This window comes from Pseudomonas khorasanensis, from assembly GCF_014268505.2.
In the GTDB taxonomy this organism is placed as follows: domain Bacteria; phylum Pseudomonadota; class Gammaproteobacteria; order Pseudomonadales; family Pseudomonadaceae; genus Aquipseudomonas; species Aquipseudomonas khorasanensis.
The window spans coordinates 461703-477815 of the sequence record NZ_JABWQP020000002.1; the positions used below are offsets into that span (position 1 = coordinate 461703).

The window sequence follows — 16113 nt, forward strand, 5'->3', positions numbered from 1 at the left end:
GTCTGCGAAAAGCTGAAATCAAGGCAAAAAAAAGCCAGCAATCATGCTGGCTTTGATGTGTTCGGTGTGACTCAGGACGCGTCTGCGGCCATTTCGGCGTCGTGGGCGATCAGCGACACCAGGGCGTTTTGCTGGCGGTGAGACAGTTGACGGAAGCGTTGCAACAGCTCGCGCTCGTGCAACGACAGCTCCGGGCTGTCCAGGCGCATGCTCAGCTCTTCGCCCAGTGCGCCTTCCTGAATAAGACTCTGCTCAAGGCGCGCAATGATCTCGGAGTTCATGCTGCGATGATGATTGCGAGCCACCTCGGCAATGCGTTCACGCATTCCGTCTGGCAGACGTACGACAAACTTGTCAGCCGTACGGCTGGAATAAATTGCCTGTTTCAATGGGCGCATATATTTAACCGGTTAGTTCAGGGGAGCGGTTCTCGGAATTGGCCGCAGGATGTGTGATAGGACAAGCATCCGCGCCAAATGGTTCAACCTGAATTGTTAAGAGGCCGGCATCATGCCTCAAAATTGCCAGATCATTGGCGTCAATTCTGTGACAAATATTGAGCCGGGTAAAGGCGTAATGCCAGCACCAGTTGTCAGAAATGCGGACTGGTTGGAAAACTTTCCGTCTCTTCGCATGACTGACCGCGTCTTGCTGAACATCGGTGGATGCCCGAAGACCTCAGAACGTGCATGCTATGCGGCTCGCTATCCTTGATCCTTATGCCTACAGGATAGTGGCAATTTGCCGATTTACTAGGGGCGAGTCCCGTCGGAGGGCGTTTTCAGGATGGATGGCAAGCTTTTTTACCTGATGGGACCGTCCGGTTCGGGCAAGGACAGCCTGATCGAAGCGTCGCGCGAGTCTTTGCATAAGCTGAATTGCGAAGTGATGCGTCGGGTGATCACACGATCCGCGGAGTCCATTGGCGAAGACGCTGTCGGCGTAACGTTTAAAGAGTTCGAGGGGCAACAGCAGGCAGGCGCGTTTTCCCTGGCTTGGCAAGCCAACGGCCTTGGTTATGGCATTCCCATTGAAATGGACGAATGGCTGCGTGCTGGACGGCATGTGCTGGTCAATGGCTCCAGAGCGAATCTGCGCCAGGCGATTCAGCGATACCCAACGTTGGTGCCCATCCTGCTAATCGTCAATGACGGGGTTCTGCGAGAACGCTTGCTCAGGCGTGGCCGGGAGACACCTGAGCAGATCGATGCGAGGCTGGCGCGCAATGCGCTATTCCAGGACAGAAGATCGAGCGATAGCCCCGTTCATCTGATTGATAACTCAGGCGACCTTTCTGTCGCTGTGGCAGCTTTGCTTGAACTGATTCGGCTCAACGCAGAACCGGATCGAACTTGATCCTGCGCCCTGCGATCAACGCAAGCACGAACAGCACTGCAAATACGCCACAGCCAACCAGAGGCAAGGTGACTTCTGTCTCCTCGAACAGCGCCAGATGGGTAACGCCACTCAGTAAAGCGAGGATCAGAAATCCCGTCGCTGATTTGGACATGTTGTACTCCTGAAGGTATTTCAAAAAACCAGACGTTCGGTGGTTTGCGCCGAGGCTTGCTCTGGCTCATTGGCCAATTGTGCCACTGCATTATCGCGATCATTGAACACTGCCCACTGCGGCGCTTTCTGCACTTGCAGGTAATGCGGCATGCGCTGCGCCACCGACTGCTCGACGTCAGCCTTGGGAAAAAAGTGCGATCCGAGCAAAAAAGCCAAAGCCGCTGCGTTTGCAAGCAAGAGGGTGCTGTTCATGGCACGACGCTCCAAATTTGTTCTTTTTGATAGAACAGGCAAAGCAGCCGCCGTGCCAACAGTGTAACTGCTGGTAAGTCCTTTAAAAACAAGGGTTTGGTAGGTTTTTTCGGGCACGGCTGATTGCAATCTGCAATGACGCCGTTTGCGGGGAGTGCAAATTGCACGGTAAAAGTTCCCGCAGCATTGCGGGGCGCCTGCCTACACTTAAAAAGCCCGACGGACGACATGACAAAACAGGGGCTGGCCGTTAACATGCACGCCGTCTGTCGCGCCGCGCAAGCCCGCGTCACTCAGTGTCTCAGTAGCTCAATTGGATAGAGCATCCCCCTCCTAAGGGGAAGGTTGCAGGTTCGAACCCCGCCTGGGACACCATCCTTCAGAAACCGAAAAGCCCCGTCGCAATGATTGTTGCGACGGGGCTTTTTGCGTTTGGCGCTTACAGCAATCGCGAGCGACGCAGCGCTTCGATGGTTTCAATCAGGTCGTCATAAGCCACCGGTTTGCCAAGGTGCTGATCGAACCCGGCTTCGCGAGACTTCTGCATGTCGCTCTGGGTGCCGTAGCCGGTGAGGGCAATGGCCGGCACGCTTTTCACCAGCGGGAGCTTGCGCAACGCGGTCATCAGTTCATAGCCACTCATGACCGGCATGCCGAGGTCGGAGATGATCAGATCGAAGCGAGTGCCCTCGGCGGCCTTCAGGGCTTCCGCCGGATGATCGAAGGCTGTGACTTCGGCATCTTCCATTTCCAGCAGCATCTTCAAGGTGTCCAGCACTTCTGGCGAGTCATCGACCAGCAGAATGTTCAGACCGTTGAGCTTGCCCGAGGCCGGTTCGATTTCTGGAGTTTCAAGGGGTTGCCTGCTTTCCGCCGCCAGCGGCAGCCGAACGATGAAGGTGCAACCGGCGCCCAGCCCCGGCGAAGTCACTTTGACCGTGCCGTGTTGCGCTTCGGTCAGTTGCCGCACCAGTGACAAGCCGATGCCGAGCCCTTCGCGCTGATGGTTGGTGTGTTGCTTTTCCGCCTGACCGAACAGATCGAAGACATGTTCGAGGTTTTCGGCGGCGATGCCGACGCCGTTGTCCTTGACGTCCAGTTGCGCCATTTGCGCGCTTTTGCTGGCGATCAGCTCGATGCGTCCCGTCGGCGGGGTGAATTTCAGGGCGTTGTTAACCAGATTCCAGATGATTTGCTCGACCCGCGTCGGATCGGCATTGATGATCAGCGGCTCTGTCGGCAATTGCAGATCGATGCGCGTGGCGTGCTGCTCGTTGAGCACCACCGTGTGAATGTCACGCAGGACGGCGCTCAGATCGACCCGCGCCAGTTGCAGCTTGAGCTTGCCGGTGCGTACACGCGCCACATCCAGCAAGTCGTCAATGATCCGTGCCTGGCTGTTGACTGCGTCGCAAATGGTGTTGACCGCTTTGGTGGCCGGCCCGGCAGTGCGAATCATCGGCAAACGGCGCAACAGTTCGGCATTGAGCTGAATCAGGTTCAGCGGGTGCTTGAGTTCGTGGGACATGACGGCGAAGAACTCATCTCGCAGAGACACGTTATTGCGCGTCTGCGCCAGTTCCTGACTCTGTTCGTCCTGTGCGCGTTTATGGCCGGTCAGGTCGCGGGCAATTTTCACGTAGCCCTGCAAGTAATCGCCGCTGAGCAGGGTGACTTCACCGCTGCAGTAGAAGCGGCTGCCGTCCTTGCGAATATGCCAGCGCTCGTCTTCGGCACGTCCTTGTTTGCGGGCGGTCTCCAGTTCGTTTTCGGCCATGCCGGCCGCACGATCGTCGGGAGTGAAAATGAAGCCGTAGAACTTGCCTTCGGCTTCGGTCTTGGTATGACCGAAGATCAGCTCGGCGCCCTTGTTCCAGCTGGTGATCACACCTTGTTCGTCAAGGATGATGATCGCGTAATCGCGGGTGCTTTCGGCAACCAGGCGCATGCGCTCTTCGCCCAGACGCAGTTCTTCTTCGGCTTCGCGCCGCTTGCTGATATCGATGAACGTCAACACGGTGCCGTCGATGTGGTCCTCGCTGGAGCGATACGGCAACAGCCGAGCGATGTACCAGCGATTGTCGGTGCTGCTGACTTCACGCTCGATCATGTTCAGCGATTCGAACACCTGCACCGCGTCTTCGGCCAGTGAGTCGTAATTGAGCCGGTGAGTGATGTCCAGCAGCGAACGCCCGGTGTCCACCGGCAGCATGCTGAAAATATCGGTGGCGCGCGGCGTAAACCATTTGATGCGCATGCTGCGGTCAACGAAGACCGTGGCAATGTCGGTGGATGCGATCAGGTTGGTCAGATAATCGTTGATCTTGTCGGTTTCTTCGACTTTGGTCTTGAGCTCGTAATTGACCGTCAGCAGTTCTTCGTTGATCGATTGCAGCTCCTCCTTGCTGGTTTCCAGCTCTTCGGTGGCCGAGCGCAACTCTTCGTTGATCGCCTGCATTTCCTCGTTGGAAGCCTTGAGCTCTTCGCTGGAGACTTCCGACTGTTCGATGGTGTCCTGCAAGTGCAATTTCGTGCGTTGCAGTTCGCGCTCCAGATTGGATAGCACCTGGCTTTCGGTCTGCATCAGCGTGGTGATTGCATGCTCCGTCGGATCGATCTCCGTTTCTTCGAAAATCACCAGCACGCAATCGCTGTCGGATTCGTCGTCCTTGTAGGGCTGCGCGACCAGATCAACGCGGAACTGGCGCTCGTCACGTTTGAGAATCACCTCGCGCGAACGCACGGTCAGGTTGCTCTGTTGCACCTGGAACAGCGTGGTGCGAATTTCCAGGCGCAGTTCCGGCAGGATCAGGGTCAGCAAGTTGCGCGACAGCTCGCCGCCGACGTGCCTGAGGAAGCGCCCGGCGGCGTCGCTCACATGGAGGATATCGGCGTTATTGTCGACGATGATGCTGGGCGGGGCGGAACGTTCGATGGCGCGGCGGTGAATATCGGCGAATGACAGCTTGGCAGGCTCGATGACTTTGGATGGCGGTCGGGCGAGGCTGGCGCGGATGTAGCCCCCGCGCGGCATGGTCGGTGTGCGCCGGCTGTTCGGCGTGCCGGTCTTGGCGCGGAAGATCCGGTTACGCTTGTCCACCGACGTGAACAGTTCCTGGCAGGCGTCGGCGCTTTCCGAAGTGCCTAAAAATAGAAAGCCACCCGGTCGCAAGGCAAAGTGGAACATTTGCAGGATCTCGCGCTGCACCTCGCGATCCAGGTAAATCAGCAGATTGCGGCAAACAATCAGGTCAATCTGCGAAAACGGCGGGTCGGACAACAGGCTGTGTTTGGCGAACAGCACTTTTTCGCGGATTTCCTTGCGGATCCGGTAGTGCTCATCGTCCTTGACGAAGTAATGGCGCAGACGCGTGGGCGGCACGTCGGTGACGATCGCTTGCGGATAAGTGCCGGCACGGCCGGTGGTGATGGCGCGTTCGTCAATGTCGGTGGCGAATACCTGCAACTTGGCCTTGCTGCCTTGCACCTGCATCTGGTCGTCGAGCAGGATGGCCAGGCTGTAGGCTTCCTCGCCGGTGGAGCAACCGGCAGACCAGACGCGCAGTTCCTCTTTTTCCGACGTGTCGGCAACCGATTGCACCAGTTGTGGCACCACGTCGCGCTCAAGGGCTTCGAAGGCTTCACGGTCGCGAAAGAAGTTGGTCACACCGATCAGCATGTCACCGAGCAGGGCTTTGGCTTCGTCCGGGGTGTTTTGCAGATAATCGAAATAGGCAGTGAGATCGGCCTGGCCGGTGACCTGCATGCGCCGCTCGATGCGGCGCAACACGGTGGCGCGCTTGTAATGCTTGAAATCGTGACCCGTGCTGCTGCGCAGGTGGATCAGGATATCGTGCAGGCGTTGTTCGGCGACGGCCGCCTCATGTTCGTTTACCGGCTTCAAGGCTTTGAGATCCGCATCATTGGCGCTGGGCAGTTTGATGTTCTGGGAGTTACGCCACAGCTCCATCAGTTTTTGCGGCATGTCGACGACGGGCAACACCAGGTCGACCATGCGTGTCTCGATGGCCGCGCGGGGCATGCCATCGAACTCGGCGTCTTCCGGCACTTGAACCAATGTCACGCCGCCCTGTTCCTTGATCCGCGACAGACCCACCGCGCCGTCTGAGCCGGTACCGGACAACACCAGACAGAATGCGCGCTCGCGGTGCACGTCGGCCAGGTCGCGGAAAAACAGGTCGATGGCAGTGTGTCGCGCCTGTGATGTATCGGCGGAGCTGACGCGCAGGTAGCCGTCGTTCATCGACAGGGAATGTCCCGGGGGGATCACATAGACGCGGTTCTTCTCGATGGGAACAGGCTGCGTCACCTGTAACACCGGCATGCGAGTCGATTCCTGAATGATCTTGTCGGCGATGCTCTGGTGGTCGGGCGACAGGTGCAGAATGATCACGTACGCCATGCCGGTGTCTTTGGGCATGTGCTCGAAGAACAGCTTGATCGCTTGCAAACCTCCCGCAGAGGCGCCGATGCCCACCACCGGGAAATCCAGATGGCTGGGGCTGGGGCTACGATCCCGGCGCTCGGGCGCGGAGGGCGAAGCGGGGGTTTTCGAGGTCATGACTTCGGCCTTATTTTTCGTGGCGGTACAAGCGTATCGCAGACGTCAAGATTCACAGGTAATTGAGCAGAATAAACCTGATTTGAGAATCTGCCTCAACTTTGAAAGACAAATGCGCTGTCTGTGCTTGTGACAGTGCGCACACGGCGCCCGTGCCGATTATTTCACGGACGCCATGATGGGCGGTCAGCCGTCGTTCAGTTCGACGCTGCCAAGGGTGCTGCTGACGTCGGTCAAGCGCCGACGGCCATTGACCTCGTAAGTGGTCCCGCTCGCCTCGGTGCCGGGTTTGCGCACGGCGAGCTGGGCGAATAATCCGGTCTTTTCAGTGTAGCTGCCGAACCAGTCGACCAGCGCGCCGAGGTGGCATTGCCCGTCGAGCATGACCGCCAGATCGACAATTCTCTCTACCGTGTAATGCCCCGGGCCATAGCTGGAGTAATCCTCCTCGCCAGCACCCGTGGAGGGGATCGGGCAGAGGGGCGCATTCGAGACGGGGCCGGGTTTGGCGTTCGTGGCCTCAGTGATTGCCTGCTCAAGTGCCGCCCGCACATTTGCTTCCAGCTCGAAGGTGTCAGTGCCATCTTCTTTATGCTGGATGGCGGGCACGCGTAGCGCGTACGCGTAACGGATGGTCAGCTTAGGGACCTGCTGGTTGAGCTTCAGCGGATTGAGCAAATAGAGGTTGTCGACGCCGTATGCGCCGTTTCGATAGGCCGCATAAATTCGGTCGTGAAGCTTGATCCAGGTGATTGCCTGGTTGGCGCCACGGTCATTGGTGTAGAACAGCGAGCTTTCCCGTTCGGCCGTTCTTTTGATAAACCGCTCGCCCGATCGGCGCCAGGTTTCCACGTAGGTGAACAGGCCGGTGCCGCCGGCATAGGTTTCGACGATAAGGTCACGAAGGCCGTCATTGTCCAGATCCATTAGCGCGTAGGAAGTCCGTCCGGTTTCGGCGGCGCCCTCAATGTTCGAGGCGTTCAGAGCCTTCCATTCATCCTGGTTTACGCCTTTGGGGCGCGCCTCTGGAAATTTGGTTTCACCGTAACTGTCATCAATGGGATCGCCTGGAAACGACGTCCCGGCTGAATCGAACGCTCGTGCGGCCAGGGCGTGTTCCAAAGCAAACTCCGGATCGTTTTTGCTCTGGGCTCGAATGCTTTCCTGCAGGTCGTTCATCGCCTGAAGATCTACGGCGTCCGGCTGCCACGTCACGGCTTGCCTCCACTGTGTCTGCAACGTTTGCAGGCGCTGGCGATAGCGATCATCCAGGCACGCAACGTCGTCTGCGCAGGCGTTGCGGGTTTTCAGCCAGGCGCGTTGCGTACGCTTGAGCTCAGGCTGCGCGGCTAGGGTCATCACTTGGCGATACAGCGTGCCCAGCTGCGCGTCGAGCGCAAACAGCGCCGTGTTCGCGCAGATCGTGTTTTCAACGGCGCTTGCCGCTTTTGTACAGTCCATTGCCGCCGCTGTCGCTTGCCCGGTCAGGAGCAGTAAACAGGCGAACAGGATGTAGCGTCCCTTGATGTACACGGTGCAAGCCTTCTGAAAGTCCATAAGCAGGCGCGCAGAGTAATCGCTGAACAAAAAATCTTGAAGCGCAGGTCTCAGGCGATCGCAATTTTGGCCGATAACCCGAAGGGCGATAGCAGACTCGCGCAAAACACTGTGGGCGCTCGGCCGCCCGCTATCATCTGCGCGCCTGAAATCGCCTTCGGTTCGTCTCTTCAATTGCCTGGAAATCCTCGATGTCGTCGTATCACCAAAAGCGCTTTCTGATCGTCGATGATTTTTCGGATTTCCGCAGTTCCGTGCGCTCAATGCTGCGCGAGCTCGGGGTCAAGGACGTCGATACCGCTGACACTGGCGAGCAGGCGCTGAAGATGTGCTCGCAGAAATCCTACGATTTCATCCTCCAGGATTTCCACCTTGGCGATGGCAAGAAGAACGGTCAGCAGGTGCTTGAAGACCTGATGTCTGAAAAGCTCATCAGCCATGAAGCGGTGTTTGTCATGGTCACTGCCGAGACCAGCCAGGCGATGGTGCTCAGCGCTCTGGAGCACGAGCCCGACGCGTACCTGACCAAACCGTTCAATCGCTCAGGACTGGCCCAGCGGCTTGAGCGTCTGGAGCAACGCAAGACTTTGCTCAAACCGATTCTGCAAGCCCTCGATCGCGGCAAGCCGGTCGAGGTGCTCAACGCCTGCATCGCCCTGTGCAAGCAAGACATCCGCTATTCGCCGCTGTGCCTGCGTTATCGTGCCGACGCGCTGCGTGACATGAACCAGAACGAAGCGCTGGAGCGACTTTACGACAGCATCATTACCGACCGTCCATTGCCGTGGGCCTTCGCCGGATTGGGCAAGTTGCTGTTCAAGCGCGGTCAGGTTGCGCAGGCCAAAGAGGTCTATGAAAAAGCCCTGAAAGTCTTCCCGATGATGCCGGCGCTGTATGACGGCATGGCCGATGTGCTGGTTGCCGAAGGCGACAGCAAAGGCGCGCAACGGGTGCTGGAAGAGGCGATTCGACTGTCGCCGCTGGCCGTGCGTCGCCAGGCCTTGCTCGGCAAGCTGGCGATGACCAACGAAGATTTCGAGACCGCTTCGCGCGCCTATCGCCAGGCAGTGGCGCAAGGTGCACAGTCGCGATTCAAGGACCCGGAAAGCAACCTCGGCCTCGCTCATGCCCTGATCAGCAAAGGCAGCGATCGTGGGCTCGACACGCGTACGCGGCTGGAAATCAACACGACCCTCAGTGCGGTCGCCAAGGAGAACCCGAGTGACCCCGGCCTGCAGATTCGTGCGCGGCTGATGAAGGCCACGAGCCTGTTGCTCAACGACGCCGAGACCGCCGACAAACTCACCGAACAGGCGCTGATGCGGCTGGACGGCATGGAGCAGTTCATGAGCCCCGAGGCCGCGTTACTGGTGGCCAAGCAACTGCAAATGCTCGGTCAGGCCGAGGCGGGCACGTCGATGCTAAAGAGCTGCGCGGAAATCTATGGTGATGACCCGGCGGTGATGAAAGACATCGCCAAGCTCACCGACGATCCGACCATCCTTAGCTCCAGCAATGCCGCCGCTGACCTGAACCGACAAGGTGTGCGGGTGTACAAGACCGGCAATCTGGTGGAAGCCCGCGAGGTGTTCCGCAAGGCGCTGAAGCTGCAACCGAAGAACCTCAGTATCGCGCTGAACCTGGCCCAGTCGCTGCTGCACGGCACCGACACCAGTGTGCCGTCGGCGGAGCTGGAAGAATGTCGGGCCTGCCTGAAAATGGTCGGCCTGATGCCCGACACCGACGCGCGTCATGCGCGTTATCAGAAGCTGAAAAGCAAGGCGTTTGGCGAATGAACCACGTTGATCAGGCGCTGGATTTTTCCACGGTGATTGCCTCCACCGTCCACGACATGAAAAATTCCCTGGCCATGTTGATGCAGGCCCACAGCCAGTGGCTGGCGCGGTTGCCCAAGGACCTGCGCGAAGGCTCGGAGCAGGGCGTGATCGATTTCGAGTTTGCCCACCTCAACGGCATGCTGGTGCAATTGCTCGGGCTGTACAAGCTCGGCGTCAACCAGTTGCCGCTGCAACCGGCCTATCACGAACTGGACGATTTCATCGAGGCGCAATTGGCCGCCCATCAGGAGGTGTTCGCCAGTCGCGGCATCGTCGCCACTTATGAAGTCGACCCGTTGAGTCCGCTGGGTTTTTTCGATCGCGAATTGATTGCCTCGGTGCTGGGCAACTGCATCAACAATGCCATTCGTTATGCGCGCGAGTCGCTGTTGATCACCGTCAGTGACGAGGCCGGGCAACTGGTTCTGAGCATCAACGACGATGGCGACGGCTACCCGGCCGAGATGCTCGAACGTCAGTCCGATTACGTGCAGGGGATCAATCACAGCAGCGGCAGCACCGGGCTGGGGCTGTATTTCGCCAATCGCATCGCCGCGTTGCATCAGCGCAACGGCGTGGGAGGGCGCACCGAAATCAGCAATGGCGGCCCGTTGGGCGGTGGAGTGTTCAGCCTCTACCTGCCCTGACATCCCCTTTAGGAGCTGCCGAAGGCTCGGGCCGCGATCGGACGATCTTTTGATTTTAAAGAACAAGATCAAAAGATCGCAGCCTCGTTTCACTCGTCAGCTCCTACGAGCGCGGTGACGGTGTTTTTGTAGGACGCTGCTTGATATTCCGAACAGCCGGAGCCTATTTTGTGCGGGTCGCCGTTCGCGGCTCGCACAATAACAAGGATTGCGTCATGACAACCGATGGCCAGGGTTCACTCGCGCAGCGACTGACCGGCATTGATGAGATTGAATGTGTCACCCCGGATCTGAACGGTGTGCCACGGGGCAAGGTGATGACCGCCGAGGGCTTCCTCGAAGGGCGGCGTTTGCAACTGGCCCGGGGCGTGCTGCTGCAATGCATCATGGGCGGTTATCCGCCGGCGCGGTTTTACGGCAGCGATGATGGCGATCTGGCGCTGATAGCCGATCCTGCGCAGATCCATCGCTTGCCGTGGAGCGATGAGCCACGCGCGCTGGCGATTTGCGACGCCGACGAACTGACCGGGGAGAGCTCCAGTCTCTCGACCCGTGGCCAGCTCAAAGCAGTCATCGCCCGTTACGCCGCGCGCGGCCTGGCGCCGGTGGTGGCGACCGAACTGGAATTTTTTGTCTTCGCTCCGAACACCGATCCGAACCAGCCGTTCCGTCCACCGGTCGGTCTGGACGGACGTCGCGAGGATGGCCAGGCGGCGTTCAGCGTCAGCTCTAACAATGGCCTGCGGCCGTTCTTCAGCGAAGTCTATAAATGCATGGCAGCCCTCGGCCTGCCGCGCGATACCTTCATGCACGAAATGGGCGTCAGCCAGTTCGAAATCAACCTGTTGCACGGCGATCCGCTGCTGCTGGCGGACCAGACATTCCTGTTCAAACATCTGCTCAAGGAAGTCGCCCTCAAGCATGGCCTGACCGTGGTGTGCATGGCCAAGCCGCTGGCGCACACGCCGGGCAGTTCGATGCACATTCACCAGAGCATCGTCGAGATCGGCACTGGCAAGAATGTATTCACTGACGCGCACGGCGAGGCGACGGCAACGTTCTGTCATTTCATCGGCGGGCAGCAGGCGGGCATGGCCGATTTCACCGCGCTGTTTGCGCCCAATGTGAACTCTTACCAGCGTCTGTGTCATCCGTACGCTTCACCGAATAACGCCTGTTGGTCGCATGACAATCGCGCCGCCGGCTTGCGTATACCCGCCAGCTCGCCCGCCGCGCGTCGGGTCGAAAACCGCTTGCCCGGTGCCGATGCCAACCCTTATCTGGCGATTGCCGCCAGTCTGGCTGCGGGTTTGCATGGCATCGAGCAAGAGCTTGAGCCGAGCGCAGCGATCCAGGGCGAATTCGCCGTGCCGGACAATCTTGCGCTGCCATGTACCTTGCACGCCGCGCTTGAACGTCTGAAACGTAGCCAATTGGCCAGGGAACTGTTCGGGGCGGAGTTCATCGAAGGCTACATCGCTTCGAAGACCATGGAATTGACCAGCTTCTTTGATGAAATCACTCCCTGGGAGCGCCGTGTCCTGGCCGCCCAGGCCTGACGTATCGTCGTCGCCGGGCTATCGTTCGATAGCCCGGTATTTACTGCAAGGAGCCGCTCGGAACGCCGATGCGCCAAATCTGGAAATCCTTTCGAGCGCTGTATTTTGCCTCGCTGATGATGTTGATCGGCTCAGGCCTTCTCTCTACTTATCTGGCTCTACGGCTGGCCGCTGACAATGTCGACGGGCTGTGGGTCGGTGCGCTGATGGCCGCCAACTATTTCGGTCTGGTGCTGGGCGGCAAGATCGGCCACCGCTTGATCGCCCGGGTGGGGCATATTCGCGCCTATTCGGCGTGTGCCGGGATCGTCGGTGCGGCCGTGCTTGGGCATGGTCTGGTGGATTGGCTGCCGGCGTGGCTGGTGCTGCGTACGATTGTCGGTCTGGGCATGATGTGTCAGTACATGGTGATCGAAAGCTGGCTCAACGAGCAGGCGGACGCCAATCAACGCGGTCTGGTGTTCAGCGGTTACATGATCGCTTCGTATCTGGGGCTGGTGCTCGGTCAACTGATACTGGTCATGCACCCAAGCCTGGGCCTGGAACTGCTGATGCTGGTTGCACTGTGCTTTGCGCTGTGTCTGGTGCCGGTGGCGTTGACCCGGCGGATTCACCCGGCGCCGCTGCACCCGGCGCCCATGGAGCCGCGCTTCTTCATCAAGCGCGTGCCGCAATCACTGAGCACGGTGCTCGGGGCAGGTCTGATCATCGGTTCGTTTTACGGTCTGGCGCCGCTGTATGCCTCGCAACAGGGCTTGTCGACCGAGCAGGTCGGTCTGTTCATGGGCAGCTGTATTTTCGCCGGTCTGCTGGTGCAGTGGCCATTGGGCTGGTTGTCCGACCGTTACGACCGGGCGCTGCTGATTCGTTGCTTCGCCGGATTCCTGGCAGTGGCGGCGTTGCCATTGGCGATCATGCCGCAGGTGCCACTGGAGGTCCTGTTCGTTGTTGGTTTCTTCTGTTCGCTGGTGCAGTTCTGTCTATACCCGCTGGCCGTGGCATTTTCCAACGACCACGTTGAAGGTGATCGTCGCGTATCGCTGACGGCGATGCTGCTGGTGACCTACGGCGTCGGTGCGAGCATCGGGCCGCTGCTCGCCGGCGTGCTGATGAAATTCCTCGGCAGTCAGAGCCTGTATGCGTTTTTCAGTTTCTTCGCGCTGGTGCTGGTCTGGCGGATTCGTCCGAAAGCGGTCACCAACCTGCACCAGGTCGACGACGCACCGCTGCATCACGTGGCGATGCCCGACAGCATGTCGAGTTCGCCACTGGTCGCGGCGCTTGATCCACGGGTTGATGAGCAGGTGGTGCAGGAACAAATGGTGCAGGATCCGGCACCGGCCACTCCAGAACCAGAGCCGGCCGCTCAGCCGGAAGCCGTGGACGAAAGTGAGGCGGATAGCGGTGATGAGAAACCTGCACCGGATATCAGCGGTGCCAGACCTTAAGCCAGCCATAAATACTGGCGCATAAAAAGGGCAGCCCTGTCAGGGGCTGCCCTTTTTATTGATCGCTTCGAATCAGAGATCGTCTTTGTCGAAACGTCGTGCTTCACGCTGCAACTGATAAACGAAGCGCTCGACGTTACGCGCAGCCTGACCACTGATGTTGTGGAAGCGCAGGCCGGCAAAGGTGATGTTGAGTTTTTCTTCGAAGTGCAGGTAGCGCAGTTCGACAGAGATCGGTTGGTTGCCGAACAACGGCGGGGCGACCATGCGATCGTAGACCTGACCCAATTGCAGGCGGTCAGTGATGTCGCCTTCGAAACGCAACTTGCAGCCGGTAGCCGAGATGTCCAGCAGCTTGCCGCCGATCGGTGCCTTGAGCTTTTCGCCACCGAGCTCGACGCTGACCAGATCAGTCAGTTTCAGTGCGGCGCGAAAGGCATTGCGACGCTGGTGATACACCACTTCGGTCGGCAACTCGCCGGTGTAGAAACGATCACCGTCGGATTCTTCGATGTTCAGCGTGCCGGTGCATTCCCAGGCGATGCGCACGCCGTCATGGAAACCTTCGACCTTGAACGGCTCGCCGGCCTGCAGAAAACGTTCGCCGTCGCGCGGGATCATTTCATCCAGGGCAATCGAGGCGGTGTCGCGGTCGACCTTGATCAGGTAGCTCTGAAAGCGCTGGCTGCGCTCATGGAAGGTGATGATCAGCGGGTCGTGGCTGTCTTGCAGCTGGCGCAGGTTGCTGGAGATTTCCAGTGGCGTGGTGAGCACCTTCGGAGGCTGCGGAGCATCATCCGCGCTTAGGGTGTTGGACACGGTTCTTCAATCTCCAGACAAAAAAAGACTACGGCTGGCCAGTATTTTGCCAGCATGTTTCGCAGGTTGATAGTGCTGGGCCATCGAATGGCTCACGCCTGGCTGAGCGTACGCGGCTTGACGGGTTTGGCGAATGTCCCGCTGGCGTCGTAGAGCGCTGGCGGCTCGCCCCCGGTGAGGATTTTCAGCTGATTGGCCGTGGTGGCCTGCTGAATCTGGATCGACTGGCCATTCTTGACGTTGGCGGCCTGGCACTGAGCGATCAGGTCGGTCAATGCGTCGCCCTGCGTGAGCAGCTGCTCGCCAAGGCTCGACTGGCTGGCCAGTTGCTCCAGACCCGTGCGATCGGTCGGCAGGTTGAGGCTGGCGAGGATTTCGCTGCGCTTGCGGCCATGCTGCTCGAGCAGAATGATCAATGCCTGCTTGGTGGCCAGAATTTCTTCGAGCAGCGGCATGTCGCGACCATGCAAAGCGATGGATTCGGTTTGCAATAACTCCAGCAATTGTTGAGCTGGGGCAAAGTCGTCGTTGATCAGTTGCAATAAGTTAGTGTCGTGCATGGCTGGCCTTGGGGTTTAAGCGTCCAAAAGCCTGGCGCCGGCAAAAGCCTAGCGCTGGGCTTCGAAGTTGAGCAGTTTGCTGGCTACACGGTTGCTGTCGACTTTATAGCTGCCATCGGCAATCGCGGCTTTCAACTCGGCCACACGGGCGTTGTCGACAGCGGGTTGATCGCGCAGCTTGTCAGTGACCTTCTGCAACTGTTGAGCCTCATTGCTGAGGTGTACCGATTCCCCGCTTTTTGCGACATTGGCTTGTTCGGCCTGGGTATTCAGCGGCGCGGAGGGGCTGTTTTCAGCGCTTTCCTTGGCGTTGCTGGTACGCGTGCTGCCTGTCAGAGACGAGGAACTGTTCAAACGGCTGAAATCGATGACCATGATAAAAACCTCTGGGAATTTGGACGCTTGCCATGTTTTCGGCTATCCCCTGAAAAACTTTAGGCCCAATTAACCATGAGCTTGCATGCGCCGATGCGAGACCTGCTGCGGCACAGTTTAGGGAAGCGACGGGATCCGCGCCAGTTTTCTCCATGGGGCTTTTACATGGCCACTTCCACCTGTCCGGGCGCGGTCACCTGCGCCTTGATAACACGTTGAGAATTAAGGTTTTTTACCCGGATCTGTTCTTTCATCCCGCCGTTGGAGAGGGCTTCGCCCGGCATCCGCACGGCGAGCGTGCCGCTGCGCGCGATGATAACCACCTGGTCGCCTTTGCGAACAACCTCGGCCTGTTCCAGGTGTACCAGTGTGATGACCTGATCGGCGACCGTTGGTCGGGTTAATTTCTGCCCGATCGCTTCATCGACTGACGTCAAAAAACCCTGATTGATTGTGCTGACGTCGCGCTCACGCAAGGTCACATCCTGCGGCTGAATAATGCCAGCGCGTTTTAGTGGACGAGTGGTCGTCACGATCTCGCGAAACAGGCGCACTTGAGCGGGTACGAACACCGTCCAGGGCGAGCTGCCTTCGCAGCGAACCTTCACCGTGACACGGCCCAGCGGGCGTGCCGGGCTCTCCAGCGTCGCTGTCAATTCCTTGTCGCACATAGGCATGCGCATGCGCGGGTCGAGCTGGTTGACTTCGATCTCGTAGCGACCTTCGGTTTGACTGTTCGTCAGATAGTCCTCTACGGTGAACTCAAGAAAGCCCTGAGTCACGCCGATAAGCATATCAGGCAAGGTAACCGCGTCAGCATTGGCAGGGCTGCCAGCAAGCAGGCAGTAAACGGCGGACACCGCGCAAAGCCCTTTGCGAAGGGAGGATGTCAGGCGTCGGGAAAATGTCGTTTGAGCGTTCATACGGGTTAAAAAGCAAGCGCCGTGCCGTTTAGCAATGAATG

14 protein-coding genes and 1 tRNA gene are annotated in these 16113 nt (G+C 58.8%); 6 read left to right on the forward strand and 9 right to left on the reverse strand.

Translation table 11 applies throughout. The features are described 5' to 3' along the window. Positions 1-71: 71 nt before the first annotated feature. Positions 72-398 carry an Arc family DNA-binding protein gene (locus HU727_RS08190; RefSeq protein WP_003178899.1) on the reverse strand — a complete coding sequence of 109 codons (327 nt, stop codon included), beginning with the start codon at positions 396-398 and terminating at the stop codon, positions 72-74. 388 nt (positions 399-786) lie between these two features. On the opposite strand from HU727_RS08190, the gene phnN reads away from it, so the two are divergent. Next, positions 787-1356 carry a phosphonate metabolism protein/1,5-bisphosphokinase (PRPP-forming) PhnN gene (phnN, locus tag HU727_RS08195; protein WP_186529803.1) on the forward strand — a complete coding sequence of 190 codons (570 nt, stop codon included), beginning with the start codon at positions 787-789 and terminating at the stop codon, positions 1354-1356. Here phnN and HU727_RS08200 read toward each other — a convergent pair. Then, positions 1331-1510, reverse strand: a complete 180-nt coding sequence (locus tag HU727_RS08200; RefSeq protein ID WP_186529801.1) for a PA3371 family protein — start codon at positions 1508-1510, stop codon at positions 1331-1333. The two genes, phnN and HU727_RS08200, sit on opposite strands and share 26 nt — an antisense overlap. Before the next feature lie 20 nt (positions 1511-1530). Then, positions 1531-1764, reverse strand: coding sequence for a hypothetical protein (locus tag HU727_RS08205; RefSeq protein ID WP_186529799.1), 234 nt, complete (start codon positions 1762-1764; stop codon positions 1531-1533). Positions 1765-2062: 298 nt separating this feature from the next. On the opposite strand from HU727_RS08205, the gene HU727_RS08210 reads away from it, so the two are divergent. Next, positions 2063-2139: transfer RNA gene (locus HU727_RS08210), tRNA-Arg, on the forward strand. A 64-nt stretch (positions 2140-2203) separates the two neighbouring features. Here the strand turns inward: HU727_RS08210 and HU727_RS08215 are convergent. Both HU727_RS08215 and HU727_RS08220 read right to left on the reverse strand, forming a co-directional pair. Further along, positions 2204-6346 (reverse strand): CheR family methyltransferase, encoded by a 4143-nt coding sequence (locus HU727_RS08215; protein ID WP_186529797.1) that lies wholly within the window; start codon positions 6344-6346, stop codon positions 2204-2206. Between the two features lie 186 nt (positions 6347-6532). Next, positions 6533-8077 (reverse strand): lysozyme inhibitor LprI family protein, encoded by a 1545-nt coding sequence (locus tag HU727_RS08220; RefSeq protein ID WP_225919811.1) that lies wholly within the window; start codon positions 8075-8077, stop codon positions 6533-6535. A 17-nt stretch (positions 8078-8094) separates the two neighbouring features. Between HU727_RS08220 and HU727_RS08225 the strand changes: the two genes are divergently transcribed. From HU727_RS08225 to HU727_RS08240, 4 genes are all read left to right on the forward strand, one after another. Beyond that, complete coding sequence (locus HU727_RS08225) at positions 8095-9699, forward strand: tetratricopeptide repeat-containing response regulator (RefSeq protein ID WP_186529795.1); 1605 nt, start codon at positions 8095-8097, stop codon at positions 9697-9699. Next, positions 9696-10388 carry a sensor histidine kinase gene (locus tag HU727_RS08230; protein ID WP_186529793.1) on the forward strand — a complete coding sequence of 231 codons (693 nt, stop codon included), beginning with the start codon at positions 9696-9698 and terminating at the stop codon, positions 10386-10388. The genes HU727_RS08225 and HU727_RS08230 overlap by 4 nt, the downstream gene beginning before the upstream one ends. 317 nt (positions 10389-10705) lie before the next feature. Beyond that, complete coding sequence (locus HU727_RS08235) at positions 10706-11947, forward strand: glutamine synthetase family protein (RefSeq protein WP_186530572.1); 1242 nt, start codon at positions 10706-10708, stop codon at positions 11945-11947. A gap of 68 nt (positions 11948-12015) precedes the next feature. Then, positions 12016-13395 (forward strand): MFS transporter, encoded by a 1380-nt coding sequence (locus HU727_RS08240; RefSeq protein WP_186529791.1) that lies wholly within the window; start codon positions 12016-12018, stop codon positions 13393-13395. A 72-nt stretch (positions 13396-13467) separates the two neighbouring features. Here the strand turns inward: HU727_RS08240 and HU727_RS08245 are convergent, their stop codons facing one another. The 4 genes from HU727_RS08245 to flgA all read right to left on the reverse strand — a co-directional run bounded on the left by HU727_RS08245 (position 13468) and on the right by flgA (position 16072). Next, a complete protein-coding gene (locus HU727_RS08245) occupies positions 13468-14214 on the reverse strand; it encodes a flagellar brake protein (protein WP_186529789.1) in 747 nt (248 codons plus the stop codon). Between the two features lie 92 nt (positions 14215-14306). Further along, positions 14307-14774, reverse strand: a complete 468-nt coding sequence (locus tag HU727_RS08250) for a flagella synthesis protein FlgN (RefSeq protein WP_186529787.1) — start codon at positions 14772-14774, stop codon at positions 14307-14309. A 48-nt stretch (positions 14775-14822) separates the two neighbouring features. Further along, a complete protein-coding gene (gene flgM, locus HU727_RS08255) occupies positions 14823-15149 on the reverse strand; it encodes a flagellar biosynthesis anti-sigma factor FlgM (RefSeq protein WP_186529784.1) in 327 nt (108 codons plus the stop codon). Between the two features lie 161 nt (positions 15150-15310). Next, complete coding sequence (gene flgA / locus HU727_RS08260; protein ID WP_186529776.1) at positions 15311-16072, reverse strand: flagellar basal body P-ring formation chaperone FlgA; 762 nt, start codon at positions 16070-16072, stop codon at positions 15311-15313. Positions 16073-16113 lie beyond the last annotated feature (41 nt).

What these genes read in the sequence shown, in the direction of transcription:
- HU727_RS08190 (WP_003178899.1), bottom strand. Translation starts at nt 398, where the DNA reads ATGCGCCCATTGAAACAGGCAATTTATTCCAGCCGTACGGCTGACAAG.
- phnN (WP_186529803.1), top strand. Translation starts at nt 787, where the DNA reads ATGGATGGCAAGCTTTTTTACCTGATGGGACCGTCCGGTTCGGGCAAG.
- HU727_RS08200 (WP_186529801.1), bottom strand. Translation starts at nt 1,510, where the DNA reads ATGTCCAAATCAGCGACGGGATTTCTGATCCTCGCTTTACTGAGTGGC.
- HU727_RS08205 (WP_186529799.1), bottom strand. Translation starts at nt 1,764, where the DNA reads ATGAACAGCACCCTCTTGCTTGCAAACGCAGCGGCTTTGGCTTTTTTG.
- HU727_RS08215 (WP_186529797.1), bottom strand. Translation starts at nt 6,346, where the DNA reads ATGACCTCGAAAACCCCCGCTTCGCCCTCCGCGCCCGAGCGCCGGGAT.
- HU727_RS08225 (WP_186529795.1), top strand. Translation starts at nt 8,095, where the DNA reads ATGTCGTCGTATCACCAAAAGCGCTTTCTGATCGTCGATGATTTTTCG.
- HU727_RS08230 (WP_186529793.1), top strand. Translation starts at nt 9,696, where the DNA reads ATGAACCACGTTGATCAGGCGCTGGATTTTTCCACGGTGATTGCCTCC.
- HU727_RS08235 (WP_186530572.1), top strand. Translation starts at nt 10,706, where the DNA reads ATGACCGCCGAGGGCTTCCTCGAAGGGCGGCGTTTGCAACTGGCCCGG.
- HU727_RS08240 (WP_186529791.1), top strand. Translation starts at nt 12,016, where the DNA reads ATGCGCCAAATCTGGAAATCCTTTCGAGCGCTGTATTTTGCCTCGCTG.
- HU727_RS08250 (WP_186529787.1), bottom strand. Translation starts at nt 14,774, where the DNA reads ATGCACGACACTAACTTATTGCAACTGATCAACGACGACTTTGCCCCA.
- flgM (WP_186529784.1), bottom strand. Translation starts at nt 15,149, where the DNA reads ATGGTCATCGATTTCAGCCGTTTGAACAGTTCCTCGTCTCTGACAGGC.
- flgA (WP_186529776.1), bottom strand. Translation starts at nt 16,072, where the DNA reads ATGAACGCTCAAACGACATTTTCCCGACGCCTGACATCCTCCCTTCGC.